This is a genomic window from Limnoraphis robusta BA-68 BA1 (genome assembly GCF_034932365.1).
Lineage (GTDB): Bacteria > Cyanobacteriota > Cyanobacteriia > Cyanobacteriales > Microcoleaceae > Capilliphycus > Capilliphycus robustus.
In genome coordinates, this window is record NZ_JAYGHR010000009.1 from 1 (window position 1) to 20,036 (window position 20,036).

Sequence of the window (20,036 nt, forward strand, 5' to 3'; positions counted from 1 at the left end):
GGGTGATGGGGATAGGACTTTTTTAAACATGAAAAATAGCTTTCTGTTAATAAAAATTCCCCCCCGGAACCCCACCTCCCGCGCCTCCCCACCTCCCCACAAATCAAGTTTTAGGGGGATCAGGAAACGCTCAAGGATCATCGATTCCTCTCATCGTTGAAGTGGTTAGCACAAATTGGCGGGATGATTATGCACACAAAATGATCGATTATGAAGCATTAGGCATTCCTGAATATTGGATTGTCGATTATTTAGGTTTAGGGGGTCGTCGTTATATTGGTTCTCCAAAACAGCCGACTTTATCGGTTTATAGCGCTACTTGAATCGGGAACAGGGAACAGGGAACAGGCAACAGCAGACTATGAAAGGATTCTAGGATGTAGAAATGTCCTAACCGAATTTTGTACTGCTATATCAGTTAGTAGAAGGTGAGTATAAAATTCAGCTATTTCGAGACAGTGAAAGGGTTGAATCTGTAGTCTTTCCTGAGTTGAATTTAACTGCAAAACAAATTTTTGAGGGGGAATAAGTATTCGTTTCAGATGTCTATAATTGTTCAATTTCTTTCGCTTTTTCAGGGAGTTTTGCTTGTTTTTGCCCCTGACAACGGGCTTGAACATTCAGCAAACCGATGGGAGTATTGAGAATATCAACTAAATCGGCTTGTTGTGCGATCGCCTTTATACTGTTAATGGGCATTTCTTTTAACAACCAACGTCCGAGTCGATAGAGATAATCCTGGGTTGTGAAATCTCGCATCAACTCCACGCCATACAGTTCATGTAAATAGCGGTTAGACTCACCATAACGCCGCCATTGACTGCGTAGTTGTCGCAAAGTTGCCCGATGTCGATGTTTGATAATTGCATCTTCAGCAAAATAGACTTTATAATCAGTTTGCTGCTGAATTCGCCAACAAATATCTGCATCTCCGCCTGTCGTTAAATAGGGACGAAATAAACCCACCTGGGCAAAGATTTGACGACGGATGGCAAGATTAGCGGTTTGACCGTAGGGAAAAAACTTGTGAGTGATGGTATGCTTTTGAGACAGAGTATCTTGTCGATCGGCGTGTTTTTCTAGTAACGTTTGACCCGGTAAGGCGACGATTTCCCCAACAACAATCCCAATCGCCGCATCCTCAAAAGGTTTGACCAGTTTTTCTAACCACTGGGGCTGTGGACGACAATCCGCATCTGTAAACGCGACGATTTCCGCTTGGGCGATGCGAATTCCCTGGTTACGGGCGGCGTAGGAACTTTGAATGCGATTTTCTGAGAGGGGACGAATCGGATCAGTTGCTAAGGTTTGCAAGATCTCAGCCGTGCGATCGCGACTGTTATTATCCACCAACAAATACTCTAAGCGATCTTGGGGATAAGTTTGCGATCGCAAACATTCAATCAAATCCGGTAAATCTGCCTCACCGTTGTAAATCGGTACGACGACAGAGACATTAATCATATTGAAATTTGGCTGCTATCCCCTCTAAAGAGGCGGTGTTCCTCCCTCAATTTTAACCCCTAAGCGATCGCCAAACTCAGCAACACCAAAATCACATTAATCAAATAAAACGTTCCAACCACCTGAGTTTCTGACCATCCGCACAGTTCTAGATGATGATGCAACGGTGCCATTCTAAACAGACGCTTACCGACGCCATCAGGCCCTTTGGTTGCTTTATAATAGCTGACTTGAGCGATAACCGATAGGGTTTCTAGCAGGAAAATTCCACTGATAATCAGGAGAACCCATAACGTGTTACTCATCAAAGCAATCGCTGCTAAAGCGCCGCCCAGGGCGAGTGAACCTGTGTCCCCCATAAAAACCTTAGCGGGGTTGCGGTTATGGCTAACAAAGCCTAAACAACTGCCACTCAGACACCCACAAAACACCATTAATTCCGGGGAAGTCGGCATCAGATAAGCCGCGAGTCCTAACAGCGTAATTGCCCCTAGTCCTCCCATCAAGCCATCGACGCCATCGGTGAGATTTGTGGCGTTACTCTCAGCGACAGGAACAAAAACCGCTAACGGCCAGAATAATAAACCTAAAGGTAAAACTAAACCCCAAGGTAGAGCAACAGTAGAAATGTCAGAAGATTGTAGAGACAGACTGCCAAACCCATTGGTTGCTAAGACTAAACAAAATAATGTTGCTAACCCCACCTGCAAGGCTAACTTCATTTTAGGAGAAATGCCTTTATTGGATTTGCGTCTGAGAATTTGCCAGTCATCCAACCAACCGACAAAACCGTAAGCCAGCGTTAAAGTAGAAACAGCAATCACATGGGGATGAAATCCTGACCAGATTAAACCCATCCCCACTCCGACGGGAATGAAAAAGATACCGCCCATTGTGGGAGTACCTGCTTTCTTGAGATGAGCTTGCGGGCCATCTTCTCGAATAAACTGTCCCGCTTTAATCCGAACCAGTAGAGGAATTACCCAATACCCGAATGCAGCAGAGAGTAAGCCACAAACGGCTAGGGGTAGGAACAAGGACGCTTGGGGATTGAGAAAGCGGTTAGCTGTCAAGTCCAGACTAATCGTAAAGGCACTCAATCCCGCAGTGAGTAACCAGAACAGGTTGCGTCCTGATAGATTCGATGAGCGAATTCGTGAAAATAGACTATCCACAGAAATATAAAGAATCAATCCTCAACACCAACTACAAATCGGGAAGCTAGGTTTTTTTCTGAGCATCCTGGGTAGTTGCACTCTCATAATACTGTCTAAGTGCAACATTGCTTCAGAGTTTTTGCCTAATCTTCCATCAGATCATCGTCGTCATCATCATCATCATCATCGTAGGCACCCTCATCAACTATCAGTTCTGAGATTTCCTCTTCGGCTTCTAGAAAAGCATTGGTTTCTGGAACATTATCCCGAGGAATTAAACGACCCGTTGCTTGTAGCCATTCCAACAGCGAGATATGCTGCTGTGAGGGAATGACGTCTGCGGGTTCATGGACGGGAATCTTACGCAAAGAAGGATTGTACATCTTCAGCTAATAGAGTGCAGAATATCAGACCTGAACAACGAGAATGTTTCTAGCTATTGCTTTCTACTCAAAGACGAGAGCAAAACCGGATGGATACCAAGCCCATGTCTACAATGCCAAAAACAATCCCCCCATAAATTAGCATAACTGGATCACGGATCGATGATCATCTGTTTTGGAGTTTGAACAAATTCCGGACAATTCGATAAGCTTTATTTAAGTATCGCGACTTGATCAACTGCTAAATCATTGCTCACCCGAATCACACCGCGTTCACAGGCTGCTTCACAGGCTGCTGGGTGTTCCCCGAGCCAATTTCTAACGGTTCCACTTTATATCTTATAGCAGTCGAAGCCTTTGATTAGGACAGTGTTTTTCTGTCAAATCCTTTTATGATCAAGGTTTCAATTCTGTCTCCAGTCTCGGTGTCTCCTGACTTCTGCTATATATGAAATACTTAAATCTTGGCTACAGATAATCGATGGGGAGACAGTCTGGGTAATTGATGAATTATCCCTAGCAGTTATCGGTTTTTTCACTGTGACCTGTCCCCTATTCTATTTTGCCTATTCTCGGTTTCCTGCTCCCTTTTGTAGCATTATATTATGAACTACACACATCCGCTATGGCTGAGATGTGTGTTTCTGACGCTTCAACTGAGAAACTTTCTTGAAGCTTCCGCACCAAGTAGAGGTTGTCTCATCCGCGTTTTTAGAGGCACGTTCCATACCCCTGTCTTGGAAAATTGCTCCACTTGGGGACACCCCAAGACCGCATTTTCCGCTTGCGTAATTAAGCATCACCATTGCTGCCGCAACATCTCTATCGCAACGAAGCCCGCATTTAACACAATGATGAACTCTATCTGCTAATGTTTTCTTTTGTTGATGACCGCAGTTAGGGCAGGTTTGTGAAGGCTTTACTTTTTGGGTTGGAATCTCAACATAAAACCCACCTGCTTCGGTGACTTTATATTTAATTAAATCCTTAAGATTCCCAATCCCAACGTCAAGCAATGAACGATTCAGTCCCGACTTTTGACGTTTGTTTTTACCCTTCGATTTGCGAGTCATCCCTTTAAGGTTTAATTTTTCAGTGGCTACCAAGCTATTACAGCCAACAATTTGTGTAGACACTTGATGCTGCCAGTTTTGTCTTTGTCTAGCAACTTTAGACTGAATTTTGGCAATAGCTTGATTTGCTTTTCTCCAGCGTCGCGAAGCTTTAGTTCCTCTCTTTGGAGGTCTTTTTCTCCGACTGGTTTTAGCAATTTTGTTGATTTGGTGTTGAGCAACTTTACCAAATCTGGGGTTATCAATTATATTCCCATTCGAGTCGGCAATTGCGTGATAGGTTCCAAAATCTAAACCAATTGCACCAAGATCAGTTTGATAACGGGTGGGGATACAATCAATAGTAATTGACGCATACCATTTCCCTTGTTTGAACAGTATAGTACAGGTTTTAGGCTTCCCCCAATCTCTAGCTTGACCTCGCATTTTAACGGTTCCCAGATTTGTTATTTTTAGGGAACCATTTTTGCCATCAGTCAAAGCTTTCCATCCGCTTTTACAAGGATATGTCCATCCTTTGTAACGCCGACTTTTCTTGAACTTGGGATACCCAGATTTGAGTTTAAAGAAGCGTTGGAAGGCTAAATGAACTCGTTTAACAGTGTCTTGTAATGCGTGGCTACCAAGTTCTTTGTAATCTGTCCAAAATTCTTTGAACTCTGGCAAACAATTCTGCTGGTCATAGTAACTAATTGACTTATTGAATCGTTTGTAAGAGGTTTTCCGGTGTTCCACACAAGCATTGTATAAAGCGCAATGCAACTTTCGCCAATAGTGCATTTTGTTGGCTTGTGCCTTAGTTGGATATAGCCGGAATGTCACTCGTTTGGTAGCCATAACATATCGACCTTCTGTTATATTTATGGTTAACTATTATAGTTAAGCAGGTATAGTCTGTCAATATGTCTATCAGAAAAGGTTCTCACAGCGTCTTTAGTGTGCGACTGCACTTTGTTTTTGTAACCCATTACCGCAAAAAGGTTTTAAACACAGAAATGCTCAACCGATTGAAAGAAATGGTTGAGCAAGTGTCAAATAAAATGGGATGTCAGTTGATTGAGTTTAATGGAGAGTCTGACCATATCCATATTCTTTTAGACTTCCATCCTAAAAACTCAATTGCTGCGGTTGTTGGAAGTTTAAAAAGTTCTACCGCAAGAATGCTTAAAAAAGAATTTCCTGTAGAAGTTGAAAAGCATTACTGGGGTAAAGTTTCGTTTTGGTCTAACTCATACTATGTTGCGTCTGCTGGAGGCGCACCAATTGAAGTTCTTAAGAAATATATCCAAAACCAAGCAAGTTCCTAGAAATCGCTATCCTTCCCCACCCCGATTTGCGCTCGGGTGGGGACTGCCGCTCAAATCGTTCAATTTCATATAATTTTTATTTTGATTAGAGTGCATTGGACTGTATTCTGGTTGAGAGTTTGACTTGGATGCAAAGTTTGATTCAAAAATCGAGTAAAGTCTATCATTCGATAGATGAATAGGCAGGTATAAACCCTTATTATACAGGAATAATCCCTCTCAAATACATTTGATAAAATGTTCTGAACTTGTGGGTTAAAAATTTTCCTCTCTGAATAACGGAAAAACCGTCTAACAAGAGGATTGATTGTCTAAAGGAAGAAAAAAATGTCTAAGATTACTCAACGATTTCAAGAAGTATTTGAATTTATCGGCTTAGGTGTCAAACGAATATTTAGCGGAAATACGGATCAATATCCCAAAACAGGAGTTCAACCCTATGAGGGAGATCGATCCCGTCAAAAGAATCCTGAATAATTGCGCTCATTGAGGGGGGGAGTAACTTTTAAAATCAATTGAAGTCACTCCATTTTTTTATCTAAAATCCTATTTCTTGTATTTTCCAAGACTGTAATTATTGTTTGGGGATTGGATTGAATTTAATTGAATACAATATAATTGCTCGGGGGGAGGGTTAATTCGTGACATTTGGGAAAACGGTTGGAATTATTTGTTTTTTAATTTCCCTATATATTTTATGGAAAATCAGACAAGTTCTCTTACTCGCTTTTAGTGCTATTGTTTTGGCAACGGCTATTAACAGAATTGTTAAAATCCTTCAGAAACAGGGAATGAAGCGGGGTGTGGCTGTAGGCATTTCCATGTTTTTTATTTTATTGGTTTTAGCGGGATTTATCTCAATTATTGTGCCTCCAGTGGTAGACCAATGGCAAGAATTGAGTGAACAAGTTCCGATGGGATTTGAACAGCTTAAAACTTGGTATCTGGGTTTACAAGATATCATTCCCAACCAAATTTTCGGTAATCTGCAAAGTCCCGAACGTCTGATTGAGCAAATACCTGTTCCTGGTTTTGGACTATTTAATAACGTTTTTAGCTTCTTTTCCACTTCATTGGGAATTACCTTAAACGTTATTCTCGTGATAGCTATCACGATTATGTTAGTGAGTGATCCCACACCCTATCGACGCAACTTTATTTTGATATTTCCCGCCTTTTACCGTCCTCGGGTTGATGAGATTTTAAATGAGTGTGAAGAAAACTTAGTCGGCTCTTTAATTGGTCTTTTATTTAATATGACGGTGATTACGCTTCTCAGTGGTGTTGGCTTATGGATTTTAGGCGTTAGACTGGCTTTAGTTAATGCTTTACTCGCCGGATTTTTAACGTTTATTCCTAATATTGGCCCAACAATTAGCGTCATCCCGCCCGCTTTACTCGCCCTGATGGATGCCCCCTGGAAAGCCTTGGCTGTGATTGGACTTTATATCGCCATTCAACAGATAGAAAGTAATATTTTAACGCCCCTCGTAATGAAACACGAAGTTTCTCTACTTCCGGCTATAACTTTATTATCTCAAGTCATCTTTACCATTTTCTTTGGAACTTTAGGTCTACTTTTAGCCATTCCCCTGGTTGCAGTCTTAAAGGTTTGGTTTCAAGAAATGTTAGTTAAAGATGTAATGAACCAATATCAGTAATAGAACTCCAAATTTTGAAAAAACCTTTTGAAAAAAACCCCTGTCTCGAAGAAACTGGGTATTTGAGTTGAACTTCCAATGTGAGCGGGTTACAAAAACACGGTAAAATGCTTCTGGCTTTAATCAGCTTTACTTGTTCAACCATCACACATCCACAAACCCAGATGACAACCCGTGTAATTCTTGTCCGTCATGGTCAGAGTAGCTATAATGCTCAACACCGTATTCAAGGACGCCTCGATGATTCTGTTTTAACTGAAAAAGGCTGTAACGCAGCTTATCAGGTTGGCGATACTCTGGCTAATTTAACATTTGATGCGATTTATTGTAGCCCTCTCAAACGTGCTAAACAAACGGCTGAACTCATTGTTTCACGCTTGAAAACACCGCCGCCACTTCAACCCACCGAACTTTTGATGGAAATTGATCTTCCTCTGTGGGCGGGTTTACTGCGTCAAGACGCTATCGAAAAATATCCCCAAGACTATCAATGTTGGCATGAACGCCCTGACGAATTTTTTATGCTTCTCTCTGAACCGGATGGAGAACGAAAGCATTTTCCAGTCTTAGCAGTCTTTGAACAAGCCCGACAATTTTGGCGAGAAACTTTAGCTCGTCATCAAGATCAAACTGTTTTAATTGTAGCTCATAATGGCATTAATCGCTCATTAATTGCCACGGCTTTAAGCATCGAAGCTAAATATTATCAATCCATTCAACAGTCTAACTGTGGAATTAGTGTTTTAAACTTTTCAGACGTCACAGCCGGAGAACTTCCTAAACCCGCTTCGGTTCAACTTCAGTCTATGAACCTGACAAGCCACGTCGGAAACCCATTTCCTTCGGTGAGACCTGAACACAAAGGGCCGAGAATTCTATTAGTTCGACATGGGGAAACGGAATGGAACCGCAACGGACAATTTCAAGGACAAATAGATGTTCCTTTAAATGATAATGGTCGAGAACAAGCCCAGAAAGCCGCCGAATTTCTCAAAAACGTTAAACTCGATTTTGCCTTCAGTAGTTCGTTATTGCGTCCCAAAGAAACGGCTGAAATTATTCTCCAATATCATCCCGAAATTGAGTTACAATTTGATCGGGATTTGTGGGAAATTAGTCATGGATTATGGGAAGGTAAATTTGAAGCTCAAATTGAACAGCTTTATCCCGGACTTTTGCAACAGTGGAAAATCGCCCCGGAAACCGTACAAATGCCAGAAGGAGAGAATTTACAACAAATTTGGACTCGCTCAAAACTAGCTTGGGAGCGGATTGTTAAAGCTTATGATCAACAACCTGTTACTGGAATTGTAGTCGCTCACGACGCGATTAATAAAGCAATTCTGGCTCAACTTTTTAACTTGCCTCCTGAACATTTCTGGAACTTTAAACAAGGGAATGGGGCGGTTACAGTGATTGACTATCCTAATGGAATTAACGGTGATCCGGTTTTACAAGCTTCTAATATTACCACTCATTTATTTGAGGGTATTCTTGATAAAACAGCCGCCGGAGCCTTATAAAGTAGGGGCGCTCTTGCTTGCGCCCAGAAATCAAAAGTCAAAAATTACTAATTAAATTATGAGTAGTGAACTGCTACAAAACGTCAGAATACTTGATCCAGAATTAGCAACTGATACCGTTACAGATATTTTAATTAAAGAGGGGATCATTAACGCCATTCAACCTAATCTTTCTCCATCGTCTGATGTCGAAGTTAGAGACGCTAAAGGGTTCATATTAGGCCCCGGTTTAGTAGACTTGTATAGTCACACGGGAGAACCAGGTTTTGAAGAAAGAGAAACCATTTCTTCTCTGATTGACGCCGCCACTGCTGGAGGATTTACCCGATTATCTATTTTACCGGATTCTGTTCCGCCTATAGACAATCCCGCTACTGTTAGTTTAATTCATCACCAAGCTCAAAGTAAAACAGGTTTTCAAGTTTATCTTTGGGGCGCTTTAACGCAAAGTGTCGCCGGAAAACAAATGAGTCCATTGGCGGAATTAGCGACAACAGAAATAATCGGTTTTGCTGATGGTAAACCTGTTCAAGATTTAATGTTATTGCGACGGTTACTGGAATATCTTAAACCTTTTAATAAACCCATCGCATTATATTGTTGCGATCGCCAACTTTCCAGTAATGGGGTGATGCGAGAAGGAAATGAATCGATTTTAAGCGGTTTACCAGGAATACCTGCTTATGCGGAAACAACAGCCATTTCAACCGTATTAGAAATCGTCGCTGCCACAAAAACCCCTGTTCATTTAATGCGAGTTTCAACCGCTCGTAGTGTAGAATTAATTCGGGAAGCTAAAGCTAGAAATTTACCAATTACAGCGAGTACAACTTGGCTGCATTTATTACTCAATACTCAAGCCATTAGCGGTAAAAAGCAGATTTTACCCTTTAACTTCACGCCTTACGACCCTCATTTAAACCTAGATCCTCCTTTGGGAAATCCTGAAGATCAAATCGCTTTAATTCAAGGGGTAAAAGATGGTATAATTGATGCGATCGCCATTGATCATACGCCCTACACCTACGAAGAAAAAACCGTTGCTTTTGCAGATGCGCCAGCCGGGACAATCGGCTTAGAATTAGCTTTACCGTTATTGTGGCAAACATTTGTCAGTTCGGGTCAGTGGTCAGCCTTGGAATTATGGCAAGCTTTAAGTACAAAGCCGTTAAAATGTCTCGGACAAAAACCCTCAAAGATTGCTGTAGGTCAACCGGCGGAACTGACATTATTTTCCCCTCAAACTCCTTGGAAAGTAGCCGCAAAAACTTTAAAATCTTTGTCGGTGAATACGCCTTGGATGAGACAAGAAATCACAGGTAAAGTGGTGAGAACCTATACTCCATAATTTGGGTCATCATTTCGGGATTAATTCACACTTCGGGCGGGTTTATCCGTCAACAGTGAACTAAAATGAAGCTCTCTAGCAAGCTAAACTCAACGGACGTAATACCTATTATCTTGCGCCCGTTATCTAACCTCAGATCGCTTCTAACCAACAAATTTGATTCCAAGCCGTTTAACAGCAATCTTCTTCAACCTGATCGAGTAAATTCAATGCTTCAACATCTTCAAATTGCTCAAACAAAGCGCGAATACTATTCACTTGGCTACCGACGAAAAAAAGTTCATCTTGTCCCATTTTCTGACGTTCAACCAATTTCATCTTGAAATATTCCAACCAAGAACTCGGTTCAGATGAATGATCAAGATAATACTCAATACGGTCAACCAGTCTCCGGGCAAGGCGATCGCAGTCGATATCTTTAAAAGTGATGTAACGGTCTAGTTTTTTATCTGAAGTCATGGGAACTTTCATGATCTTAGATGACAATCCGGGGAAGATCTCTAAACTTAAGGATCGAACAGAACAGATAATCAGAAATTTCTAGATTTTACTGATTATTGTAGGTTTCTGAGAGCGGAGCTGCATATAAAGGAACTTCGTCTAATCCTCCCACCCGATTCGGTGGCCAGAACCGCACCACTGCCCGACCAATGATATGATCACGAGGGACAAATCCCCAATAGTGACTGTCATAACTGTTATTACGGTTATCTCCGAGAACCAAATACTGATCTTCGGGTACCGTTTCAGGCCCCCAATTGTACTGAGGTTCTTCAGCGATGTATTTTTCCGTCAATGGCTGACCATTAACGAAAACCAGTCCATCACGAACTTCAACCGTTTCACCCGGTAAACCGATAATCCGCTTGATAAAGGCGTCTTTGTACTGGGTTTTGAGTTGATCAGTCGGAGAGAAAACAACGACATCTCCGCGATCAGGATCTTGAAACTTATACCCCAGTTTATCAATAATCAGGCGATCGTTTATTTCTAAAGTCGGTAACATTGACCCAGAAGGAATATAACGCGCTTCCGCGACGAAGGTGCGAATCCCCAAAGCTAAAATGATACTTAGCCCAATCGTTTTAAATCCCTCAATCCAGGCATTTTCTGAATGGTCTTGAGGTGAATGATGATTATGTGGCTCTTGATTTGGAAGGCTACTCATAGGCCGTATTTCAAAGGGCAGTTAAGAATGGTTAGGAATGCGAAGCCGAAATTTTGAGTTTTAGTAATGGTAAAGTGAATTATAGTGCAGAAATCGCTATACTGTCCAAGCCTTAACTCAATTAAAGCTCAGATTTTTGGTTCACTGAATCATCTAATGTCTGTTGTACACTTGAATTTAAGTCTGTTATGTAATCCATCCTACCAAATTGAGTCAGCGATCGCCCATACCCTCTAGACTCTAAAAGTTTACAAAGGTTCCGGTGTCAGGGAACGCCGGATCAGGGTAAAGGGTACTGGGTACTGGGTACTGTCTAGGGGCAGCTTCTCCAAAGATTTATTAGATCACCGATATAAACCTGCCCGATACCGTAAACTAAAAACACAGTTAACGCTCAAAAAATGTAATACTATGTCTGAACATACCTGTTTGTTGATTCGTCGAGCGACAATTATCCTACCGGATGGTGAATTGTTGTTAGGAGATGTCAAAGTTCAGGGATCTCAAATTGTCGAAGTTGGGGTAGATGTTGACTATGATCCAGCCGAACCCAATGTTTTAGAAATTGATGCCCAAGGTTTGACTTTGTTACCGGGAGTGATTGATCCGCAGGTTCACTTCCGAGAACCAGGATTAGAACACAAAGAAGATTTATTTACGGCGAGTTGTGCTTGTGCAAAAGGCGGTGTCACCTCTTTTTTAGAAATGCCAAATACTCGCCCCCTGACGACAAATCAAGCGGCTTTAGATGATAAATTATTTCGAGGGAGTCAAAAATGTTTAGTCAATTATGGCTTTTTTATTGGGGCGACGGGGGAGAATTTAGAAGATTTATTAACCGTTAATCCAACTCCGGGAATTAAAATTTTCATGGGGTCAATGAAAGGGCCGTTATTAGTCGATCAAGAAGCGATTTTAGAAGAAATCTTTGCCAAAGGCGATCGCTTAATTGCCGTTCATGCAGAAGATCAAGCCCGAATTAATCAACGTCGTCAAGAATTTGCCGGAATTTCCGATCCAGCCATTCATTCTCAAATTCAAGATAATCAAGCCGCCTTACTCGCCACAAAATTAGCGGTCAAACTCTCTAAAAAATATCAACGAAGACTGCATATATTACATCTTTCTACGGGAGAAGAAGCCGAATTTTTACGACAAGAAAAACCCGCTTGGGTAACAGCAGAAGTCACCCCTCAACACTTACTTCTCAATACCAGCGCCTATGAAAAAATAGGAACAAAAGCCCAGATGAATCCCCCCTTGCGATCGCCGGAAGATAATCAAATATTATGGCAAGCTTTACGGGATGGGGTAATTGATTTTATTGCCACCGATCACGCACCGCATACTTTAGAAGAAAAAGCCCAACAATATCCCAATTCTCCCTCGGGAATGCCTGGAGTTGAGACATCCTTACCGTTAATGTTAACCCAAGCCGAACAAGGCTGTTGTACAATTGCTCAAGTTGCTCATTGGATGTCTACAGCCGTCGCCAAACATTATAAAATCCCCAATAAAGGCGCGATCGCTCCGGGTTATGATGCGGATTTAGTGTTAGTAGATTTAAACACCTATCGTCCGGTTTTAGCCGAACAACTTCTGACGAAATGTGGCTGGAGTCCGTTTGAAGGTTGGAACCTCACCGGATGGCCTGTATTTACTATTGTCGGCGGTCAAATCGTTTATGATCGAGGTCAGTTAAAAACCGAAGTCCGGGGTCAAGCTTTAAAATTTGATTGATTCTCAACTTCAATGACGGACAAAAATCTGTCCTCAGTCTTAATTCCTCATCCTTGAGTTAGACATAGGATAGTTGAAAGGAAGCAGTTACCAACCGATCATCGTTGTCAACTGATTCCAAAGCGTTAAATAAACCGATTTGTTACATTGAACGTTTATGAATAAATCCTCCTCATCGGATCTCAACTACACTTCGATTCAATCTCTGCCTGAAATTTGGCCGATTTTAGCCAAAAAAGTCGGTCAAGGAATAGCCCTACACGACCCCCACTCCCAACCGGAAGTGATACTCAGCTATAGTGAACTCTGGCTACAAATTCAACAATTTGCCGCCGGACTGCAAACTTTAGGGGTAGAAGCGGTTAGTGAGGATGCCTTACCGAGTCGAATTGCCTTATTTGCTGATGATAGTCCTCGTTGGATGATCGCCGATCAAGGAATTATGACGGTTGGGGCTGCTGATGTCGTGCGGGGGGCGACGGCCGATCCGGCAGAATTAGTTTATATTCTCAAAGATAGCGGCAGTGTTGGGTTAGTCGTTGAAGATCTGAATTTACTGAAACGTTTGCGATCAAGTATTGAAGATCTGCCGATCAAGTTTATTGTATTGCTGTCCGATGAAGAACCCGATCCGAGTGAAATTCCCAGCATACCTGTATTGAACTTTTCCCAACTTTTGAATAAGGGAGGAGATTTCACCCTGAGAATACCCAGGATTTCTGGTCAAGATAGTCTGGCAACATTGCTGTACACTTCGGGAACCACCGGAAAACCGAAAGGGGTGATGCTGACTCATGGTAATTTGCTGCATCAACTTAAGGCTATTCCTGATTTTCTTCAACCGGAAGTTGGCGACTGTGTTTTGAGTCTACTTCCGACTTGGCACAGCTTCGGACGGACTGGACAATATTTCTTTTTATCGCAAGGCTGTACTCAGGTTTATAGTAGTATTCGCTATTTTAAGCGGGATCTCAAAGAATTTAAGCCGCGTTATATGACCAGCGTTCCCCGCATTTGGGAATCGATTTATGAAGCCGCTCAAAAACAGTTAAGCGAACAACCTGCAAGTCGTCAAAAGATTGCTAAATTCTGTTTTAACGTTAGTGAACGGTATGTTTTGGCGCGTCGTCGGGTTAATGGATTAACCCTGGATGCAAAATCGCCTTCGGGGATGGAAAAAGCGAGCGCTCGTTTACAAATGGGACTGTTGACGCCTTTACATCGGTTAGCGGATCGATTGGTTTACCAAAAAATTCGGGCGGCGACAGGCGGAGAGTTTAAATTTGCCATTAGTGGTGGCGGTTCTCTGGCGATGCACCTAGAGATGTTTTATGAGATTGTCGGGGTTGATTTGTTAGTGGGATATGGCTTAACAGAGACTTCCCCGGTATTAACAGCTCGGCGTCCATTGCATAACCTACGGGGTTCAGCCGGAAAACCGATTCCGCAAACCGAAATTCGGATCGTTGATCCTGAAACGCGGCAAGTTCTACCTCGCCAGGAAAAGGGTGTGGTGTTGGCACGGGGGCCGCAGATTATGAAGGGGTATTTTGAAAACCCAGAAGCCACCGCTAAAGCGATTGATCCAGAAGGATGGTTTGATACGGGAGATTTAGGCTGGTTAAGCCGACAGAATGATTTGGTATTGACAGGTCGGGCGAAGGATACGATTGTCTTGAGTAATGGGGAAAATATCGAACCGCAGCCGATTGAAGATGCTTGTATTCGTAGTCCCTATATTGATCAAATGGTTTTAGTCGGCCAGGATCAAAAAGTGTTGGGTGCGTTAATTGTACCGAACTTTGATGCGTTGGAAAAATGGGCCAATAGTCAAAATCTGAAATTGAAATTACCAAATTCCGAGTCTGTAAACGACAACGAAGCCCTCGATCTTGAAAGTCCCCCAGTTCAAGACTTATTCCGCAAGGAGTTAAACCGAGAGGTAAAGAACCGTCCGAGTTATCGCATTGATGATCGCATTGGGCCGTTTCGCTTGATTTTAGAACCCTTTACGATGGAAAATGGGATGTTGACTCAAACCCTGAAGATCAAGCGTCCTGTCGTAATGGAACGTTACCGCGATATGATTGACGCAATGTATTAAGACAGTGACCACCAGTAAACAGTGACCAGTAATCAGTGTTGTAGGGGCAATTTATGAATTGCTCGTACCAGTGATGTTAAAACTGATCACTGTAAAAATCTCTAGATCATCTGTTTTTTCGGTTATTATCTGTTTTGAATGACAAGGACAATAAACAGGCAACATACTCATGGATATCTCGAACAATCAACTCCTTCTCAAACGAGCGATTAATGTCAAAGCGGTTGTTACACCCCGATGGAGAGAAGAAGCTCAACAGCAACTTCAAGCTCAAATTAATCAGCTTGATAGTCAGTTGCAGCAGCTAGAAATGCAAGGACAACGCATGATTGCGGAGTTAAGAAAGCAGACTATTCATCCTCCTGGCCCTGAAGTCATGCAGCAAATTGATACTATTCAAGTTCAGATGAATGAACAGAAAAGTAAGTTTCTTGATCAAAAAAATCAAAGCTTACAACAACTGCAACAAATTCAAACTTTAGAACTCGAACAAGAAGTGAGTCAAGGGCAGATTGAAAGTGTATTTGCTGTTGAAAAGGGTGATAATCTCATTCGTAAAATGCAGGTAGAAGTCATCTTACGTGATGGGGTGATTGAGGAGATTCGCGGCGAGATTTAAACAGTGACCAGTTTACAGTTATCAGTGACCAGTTTTGTAGGGGCGGGTTCCATATTTAATGTATGTTTTCCCTGAAGGAACCTACATAAACCCGCCCCCCACAGTGAACAGTTTTGTAGGGGCGGGTTCCATACTTATGTATGTTTTCCCTGAAGGAACCTACATAAACCTGCCCCCCACAGTGAACAGTTTTGTAGGGGCGGGTTCCATACTTATGTATGTTTTCCCTGAAGGAACCTACATAAACCTGCCCCCCACATTGACTGATAACTGGTACGGGTAATTCATCAATTACCCCTACAACTGTAAACTGTTTCCCTAAATTCTTTTAAAATTTTTCTGATGTTCCATTTCTAACGATCCAAAACACCACACACCTATGATTCACGAAGTTTTCATGCCTGCCCTAAGTTCAACGATGACAGAGGGTAAAATTGTCTCATGGCAAAAAGCACCTGGCGATCAAGTTGAGAAAGGAGAAACGGTTCTCGTTGTTGAGTCCGATAAGGCAGATATGGATGTAGAAGCCTTCTATTCGGGCTATTTAGCTACAATTTTGGTACCGGAAGGAGAATTTGCCCCGGTTGGTAATACGATCGCTTTAATTGCGGAAACAGAGGCTGAAATTGAACAGGCGAAACAGCAAGCCTCTAGCGACAAGAAAGCGGATACTGCTCCGAGTTCTGCTAAACCTTCAACACCTGCCCCTGCTGAACTTGTTACCGCTTCTGCGACAACAACCGCCCAAAGCGCTAGCCGTCGGAATGGCCGGATTGTTGTTTCTCCTCGCGCCCGCAAACTGGCGAAGGACTTAAAGGTTGATTTGAGTAAGGTAGAGGGTAGTGGCCCTCATGGTCGGATTGTGGCTGAAGATGTGGAAGCTGTGGCGGGTAAATCGTCTCAGACGGCTCCGAAACAACCTGCGGCGACGGGTTCGGCTCCCACTGTCTCTCATCAGCCACAGAAGCCAGCAGCACCCGCTCCTGCGCCTCAACCTGTTCGGGCGGCAGCACCGGGTCAAGTCACTCCCATGAACACGCTGCAAAATGCGGTAGTGCGAAATATGGTGGCGAGTCTGCAAGTGCCTGGGTTCCGGGTTGGGTATACGATTACCACAGATGCTTTAGACGCACTGTATAAGCAAATTAAGTCTAAGGGTGTCACTATGACGGCGCTGTTGGCGAAGGCTGTGGCGGTGACGTTGCAGAAGCATCCGTTAGTGAATGCGAGTTATGTGGAGTCGGGGATACAATACAGTTCTGCGATTAATATTGCGGTAGCGGTGGCGATGGCGGATGGCGGTTTAATTACGCCTGTGTTGAAAAATGCGGATCAAATGGATATTTATTCGTTGTCTCGCACTTGGAAAGATTTAGTTGAACGTTCACGGGCGAAACAATTACAACCCGATGAATATAATAGCGGAACGTTTACGCTTTCTAATTTGGGAATGTTTGGCGTTGATCGCTTTGATGCGATTTTACCACCTGGTCAAGGTTCGATTTTAGCGATTGGGGCTTCTCGTCCGCAAGTTGTGGCGACTGAGGATGGTTTGATGGGTGTTAAGCGCCAAATGCAGGTTAATATTACTTGCGATCATCGGATTATTTACGGTGCTGATGCGGCGGCTTTCTTACAAGATTTAGCCAGGTTAATTGAAACGAATCCGCAGTCGTTGACGATGTAGACCTCTCCCCCTAACCCCCTCTCCTCAAAGGCGAAGGGGAACTCAAAAAACCCGGTTTCTTATCCAAAAAACCCGGTTTCTCAAAGAAACCGGGTTTTTAATTCCACTGGGTGCTAGCCCCAACTGACATAACTGAGATTTTCGTCTAAAAGCAGTTTCACAAGGATGCAATAAATAATTTTTTCTGACGATCCGCAGCAAAAGCAAGACAAGCTTTGATATCTTCTGAAGTGAGTTCAGAAAAATCTTCTAAAATTTCTTCTTCTGTCATCCCTGCTGCTAGATACTCTAAGATGTCATAAACTGTAATTCGCATTCCTCGAATACAAGGTTTTCCGCTCCGTTTTCCCGGTTCAATTGTGATAATCTCGTGGTAGTTCATCAAGATGTTTCCTCTGTGTGATCAGTTTAATCTCTTTCTCCAAACCATTCAATGGCTTTTTTCTCTATGTCTTTAATAAAACTATCTTTTCCATCCATATAAGCTTCAATATCATGGGGATATTTTGCGGCGAGTTCTTGTTTTAATAAACTATATTTTTGGGCGGCTTCTGGATGGGCGATCATGTAATCTCGAAAAGCGAGATGACGTTTAACTTCGGTTGAACCGACTTCAAACACATGAACGTGATGGGTTCTAATTCCGGCTGAGTTGTCTTTGCGAAAATATCGACGACCGACTATTCCAAACTCTCCCATTATTGTATACCCAAAAGACTGCATTTCGACATTTTTTTCATCAACTTTTGTAATCTCTTTCACCTCAACTAATAAATCGATAATGGGTTTCGCGTAAATACCGGGAATGGATGTACTACCGATATGATGAATGGCGATCGCATTTTCGCCGAAAATATTAGCAATTTGTTGGGATTCTTTCTGAAAGTCTTTTTGACCGTTTGGGTTAGGAGGAACAACTTCTACTTTTTTCATCGCTGTTAGATTAGGTTTATTTCGATTAAAAACCCAGTTTCTATTGAGAAACCGGGTTTTTCGGATGTACAGTTATCGCGATCGCAGAGGGCTATATTCTTGGGTTTTTACCTGATAATACAAAAACAAAACTCCATTATCATAAATTTTGCTGTGGGTAAGTTCTAAGGCTGTTTGTTGGATTTTTCCTGAAAACAAAGGAATCCCAGAACCCATCAAAAAAGGATTTAATTTAATTATCACTTCATCAATCAAATTCGCGTCAAACAGGGTTGTGGCTATATTCGCACCACCACAAAGGTAAATGTCTTTACCTGTTTCCTGTTTTAAACTTTTAACGAGTTCGATAATATTTTCTGAGACGATTTCAACATTTTTATCAGGACTTTCTTTAATTGTCCGCGAGAACACATAACTTTTCATCATTGGGTAAGGGTTCGTTTTACCTTCTTTTAAACCGACTTCATAGGTTTTGCGTCCCATCAATACAATATCAAAGTCTTTCAACGAGTTTAAATAATCGCTGACCTGTTCACCTTCAAAGAGAAAACCATCAAATGAACCATCTTCGTGAGCAATAAATCCATCTACGCTAGTTGCCACATAATATTTTAATTTTCGCATTGTTAGACCTCTATTTTTGAACTTTAAGTTAATCTTGGTAAATCTCCCTTGAACTATCGGATATCAGTGATTTCATTCCGGCTGTACTACAATAATAATACAACTTTTTGCTGATTGTCTCTGATATTTTGAGTGTTCGTCCCCCCTCTACAGGACTGCAAAAAAGCGGTAGATTTATTCTTAGATACTGCTCAATCAGAAGATAAAATCATTATGAAAGCCATTGTGATGACTAAACCAGGGGCGCCGGATGTTCTCACGCTGAAGGAGGTAGCAGAACCGAAAATTAAAGCCGATACAGAACTTTTGGTTCGTCTGAAAGCCGCAGGAGTCAACCCCATTGACACGAAACTCCGTAGCCGAGGAACATTTTACCCAGAAAAAATGCCCGCTATTCTAGGATGTGATGGCGCGGGTGTGGTTGAAGCAGTGGGTAAAGGGGTCGAAAAATTTCAGGTGGGCGACGAGGTTTATTTTTGTGACGGTGGGTTGGGTGATGAAACGGGAAACTATGCGGAGTTGACGGTTGTTGATGAAAAGTTTGTCAGCAAAAAACCACAATCTCTGAGTTTTGTAGAAGCGGCGGCGGCGCCTTTGGTGTTAATTACAGCTTGGGAATCTCTTTATGATCGCGGAAAATTGCAACACGGACAACGAGTTTTAATTCATGCGGGAGCGGGGGGTGTTGGTCATGTGGCGATACAATTAGCAAAGTTGCAAGGGGCGGAAGTTGCGACAACAGTTTCGCCGGAAAATGCTGATTTTGTTCGTCAGTTGGGTGCAGATTTGGTCATAGATTATAAACAGATAAATTTTGTTCAACGAGTGTTGGACTGGACGGATGGAGAAGGGGTTGATTTGGCTTTTGATACCGTCGGTCAAGACACTTTTTTCAAAACAATAGAAGCGGTTAAACTGTATGGGGATTTGGTGACTATTTTAGAACCCGATACGAGTTTAGGAAATTTGAAGGAAGCCCGTAAACGGAATCTCAGAATCGGTTTGGAATTGATGCTCACACCCATGTTGCAAGGGTTAATTGATGAACAAAAAGATCAAGCGAAAATTCTACAACAATGTGGGCGTTTAATGGATGAAGGAAAGCTTAGAATTCATGTGAATCATGTTTATCCGTTGGCGGAAGCTGCGAAAGCGCATGAAAAATTAGAAGCGGGAGGAATGACCGGAAAAGTTGTATTAACAATGGATTGATTTTAAGTTTTAAACTTCTTGATGTGCTTTTTT

19 protein-coding genes and 2 pseudogenes are annotated in these 20,036 nt (G+C 42.2%); 12 read left to right on the forward strand and 9 right to left on the reverse strand.

From position 1 onward, the window contains the following. Positions 1 to 134 precede the first annotated feature (134 nt). Positions 135 to 323 (forward strand): annotated as a pseudogene (locus VB836_RS06235) (Uma2 family endonuclease); the annotation flags it as partial. Between the two features lie 89 nt (positions 324 to 412). Then, positions 413 to 529 (forward strand): annotated as a pseudogene (locus tag VB836_RS30320) (Uma2 family endonuclease); the annotation flags it as partial. Between the two features lie 17 nt (positions 530 to 546). On the opposite strand, the gene VB836_RS06240 reads toward VB836_RS30320, so the two are convergent. The 4 genes from VB836_RS06240 to VB836_RS06255 form a co-directional block, all read right to left on the reverse strand. After that, positions 547 to 1,464: a glycosyltransferase gene (locus tag VB836_RS06240; protein ID WP_323218514.1), complete on the reverse strand. Its 918-nt coding sequence runs from the start codon at positions 1,462 to 1,464 to the stop codon at positions 547 to 549. A 59-nt stretch (positions 1,465 to 1,523) separates the two neighbouring features. Next, positions 1,524 to 2,639, reverse strand: coding sequence for a phospho-N-acetylmuramoyl-pentapeptide-transferase (gene mraY, locus VB836_RS06245; protein ID WP_323218515.1), 1,116 nt, complete (start codon positions 2,637 to 2,639; stop codon positions 1,524 to 1,526). 125 nt (positions 2,640 to 2,764) lie between these two features. Further along, positions 2,765 to 3,004: a DUF3134 domain-containing protein gene (locus VB836_RS06250; protein ID WP_046279109.1), complete on the reverse strand. Its 240-nt coding sequence runs from the start codon at positions 3,002 to 3,004 to the stop codon at positions 2,765 to 2,767. Positions 3,005 to 3,627: 623 nt separating this feature from the next. Beyond that, the gene (locus VB836_RS06255; protein WP_323218516.1) at positions 3,628 to 4,914 is read right to left on the reverse strand and encodes an RNA-guided endonuclease InsQ/TnpB family protein; all 1,287 of its coding nucleotides are present in this window, start codon (positions 4,912 to 4,914) and stop codon (positions 3,628 to 3,630) included. 65 nt (positions 4,915 to 4,979) lie between these two features. Between VB836_RS06255 and tnpA the strand changes: the two genes are divergently transcribed. The 5 genes from tnpA to VB836_RS06280 all read left to right on the forward strand — a co-directional run bounded on the left by tnpA (position 4,980) and on the right by VB836_RS06280 (position 9,916). Then, positions 4,980 to 5,384, forward strand: a complete 405-nt coding sequence (tnpA, locus tag VB836_RS06260; RefSeq protein ID WP_323218517.1) for an IS200/IS605 family transposase — start codon at positions 4,980 to 4,982, stop codon at positions 5,382 to 5,384. A gap of 327 nt (positions 5,385 to 5,711) precedes the next feature. Next, entirely contained in the window at positions 5,712 to 5,861 is a 150-nt protein-coding gene (locus VB836_RS06265) for a hypothetical protein (protein ID WP_200906382.1), read from the forward strand. Positions 5,862 to 6,025: 164 nt separating this feature from the next. Beyond that, positions 6,026 to 7,045, forward strand: a complete 1,020-nt coding sequence (locus VB836_RS06270) for an AI-2E family transporter (protein WP_323218519.1) — start codon at positions 6,026 to 6,028, stop codon at positions 7,043 to 7,045. A 164-nt stretch (positions 7,046 to 7,209) separates the two neighbouring features. Beyond that, the gene (locus VB836_RS06275) at positions 7,210 to 8,568 is read left to right on the forward strand and encodes a histidine phosphatase family protein (RefSeq protein ID WP_323218520.1); all 1,359 of its coding nucleotides are present in this window, start codon (positions 7,210 to 7,212) and stop codon (positions 8,566 to 8,568) included. 58 nt (positions 8,569 to 8,626) lie between these two features. Next, the gene (locus VB836_RS06280; protein ID WP_323218521.1) at positions 8,627 to 9,916 is read left to right on the forward strand and encodes a dihydroorotase; all 1,290 of its coding nucleotides are present in this window, start codon (positions 8,627 to 8,629) and stop codon (positions 9,914 to 9,916) included. 171 nt (positions 9,917 to 10,087) lie between these two features. On the opposite strand, the gene cowN is transcribed toward VB836_RS06280, so the two are convergent. Then, on the reverse strand, positions 10,088 to 10,375 hold the full coding sequence (cowN, locus tag VB836_RS06285; protein WP_046279126.1) for a N(2)-fixation sustaining protein CowN: 288 nt from the start codon (positions 10,373 to 10,375) through the stop codon (positions 10,088 to 10,090). Positions 10,376 to 10,463: 88 nt separating this feature from the next. Further along, positions 10,464 to 11,084, reverse strand: coding sequence for a signal peptidase I (gene lepB, locus VB836_RS06290; RefSeq protein ID WP_046279112.1), 621 nt, complete (start codon positions 11,082 to 11,084; stop codon positions 10,464 to 10,466). Positions 11,085 to 11,495: 411 nt separating this feature from the next. Here lepB and VB836_RS06295 point away from each other — a divergent pair, with 411 nt between their 5' ends. The 4 genes from VB836_RS06295 (at position 11,496) to VB836_RS06310 (ending at position 17,234) form a co-directional block, all read left to right on the forward strand. Further along, on the forward strand, positions 11,496 to 12,824 hold the full coding sequence (locus tag VB836_RS06295; RefSeq protein ID WP_046279113.1) for a dihydroorotase: 1,329 nt from the start codon (positions 11,496 to 11,498) through the stop codon (positions 12,822 to 12,824). Between the two features lie 157 nt (positions 12,825 to 12,981). Next, on the forward strand, positions 12,982 to 14,928 hold the full coding sequence (locus tag VB836_RS06300) for an AMP-dependent synthetase/ligase (protein WP_323218522.1): 1,947 nt from the start codon (positions 12,982 to 12,984) through the stop codon (positions 14,926 to 14,928). Positions 14,929 to 15,097: 169 nt separating this feature from the next. Then, positions 15,098 to 15,547 carry a YlqD family protein gene (locus VB836_RS06305; RefSeq protein WP_046279115.1) on the forward strand — a complete coding sequence of 150 codons (450 nt, stop codon included), beginning with the start codon at positions 15,098 to 15,100 and terminating at the stop codon, positions 15,545 to 15,547. Between the two features lie 379 nt (positions 15,548 to 15,926). Further along, a complete protein-coding gene (locus VB836_RS06310; protein WP_046279116.1) occupies positions 15,927 to 17,234 on the forward strand; it encodes a dihydrolipoamide acetyltransferase family protein in 1,308 nt (435 codons plus the stop codon). Between the two features lie 157 nt (positions 17,235 to 17,391). Here the strand turns inward: VB836_RS06310 and VB836_RS06315 are convergent, their stop codons facing one another. The 3 genes from VB836_RS06315 to VB836_RS06325 all read right to left on the reverse strand — a co-directional run bounded on the left by VB836_RS06315 (position 17,392) and on the right by VB836_RS06325 (position 18,791). Further along, complete coding sequence (locus VB836_RS06315; RefSeq protein ID WP_323218524.1) at positions 17,392 to 17,616, reverse strand: DUF433 domain-containing protein; 225 nt, start codon at positions 17,614 to 17,616, stop codon at positions 17,392 to 17,394. Positions 17,617 to 17,642: 26 nt separating this feature from the next. Beyond that, entirely contained in the window at positions 17,643 to 18,167 is a 525-nt protein-coding gene (locus VB836_RS06320; protein ID WP_323218525.1) for a GrpB family protein, read from the reverse strand. A gap of 72 nt (positions 18,168 to 18,239) precedes the next feature. Further along, complete coding sequence (locus VB836_RS06325) at positions 18,240 to 18,791, reverse strand: dihydrofolate reductase family protein (protein ID WP_323218526.1); 552 nt, start codon at positions 18,789 to 18,791, stop codon at positions 18,240 to 18,242. Between the two features lie 213 nt (positions 18,792 to 19,004). Between VB836_RS06325 and VB836_RS06330 the strand changes: the two genes are divergently transcribed. Then, positions 19,005 to 20,003, forward strand: a complete 999-nt coding sequence (locus VB836_RS06330; RefSeq protein ID WP_323218527.1) for a zinc-dependent alcohol dehydrogenase family protein — start codon at positions 19,005 to 19,007, stop codon at positions 20,001 to 20,003. Positions 20,004 to 20,036 lie beyond the last annotated feature (33 nt).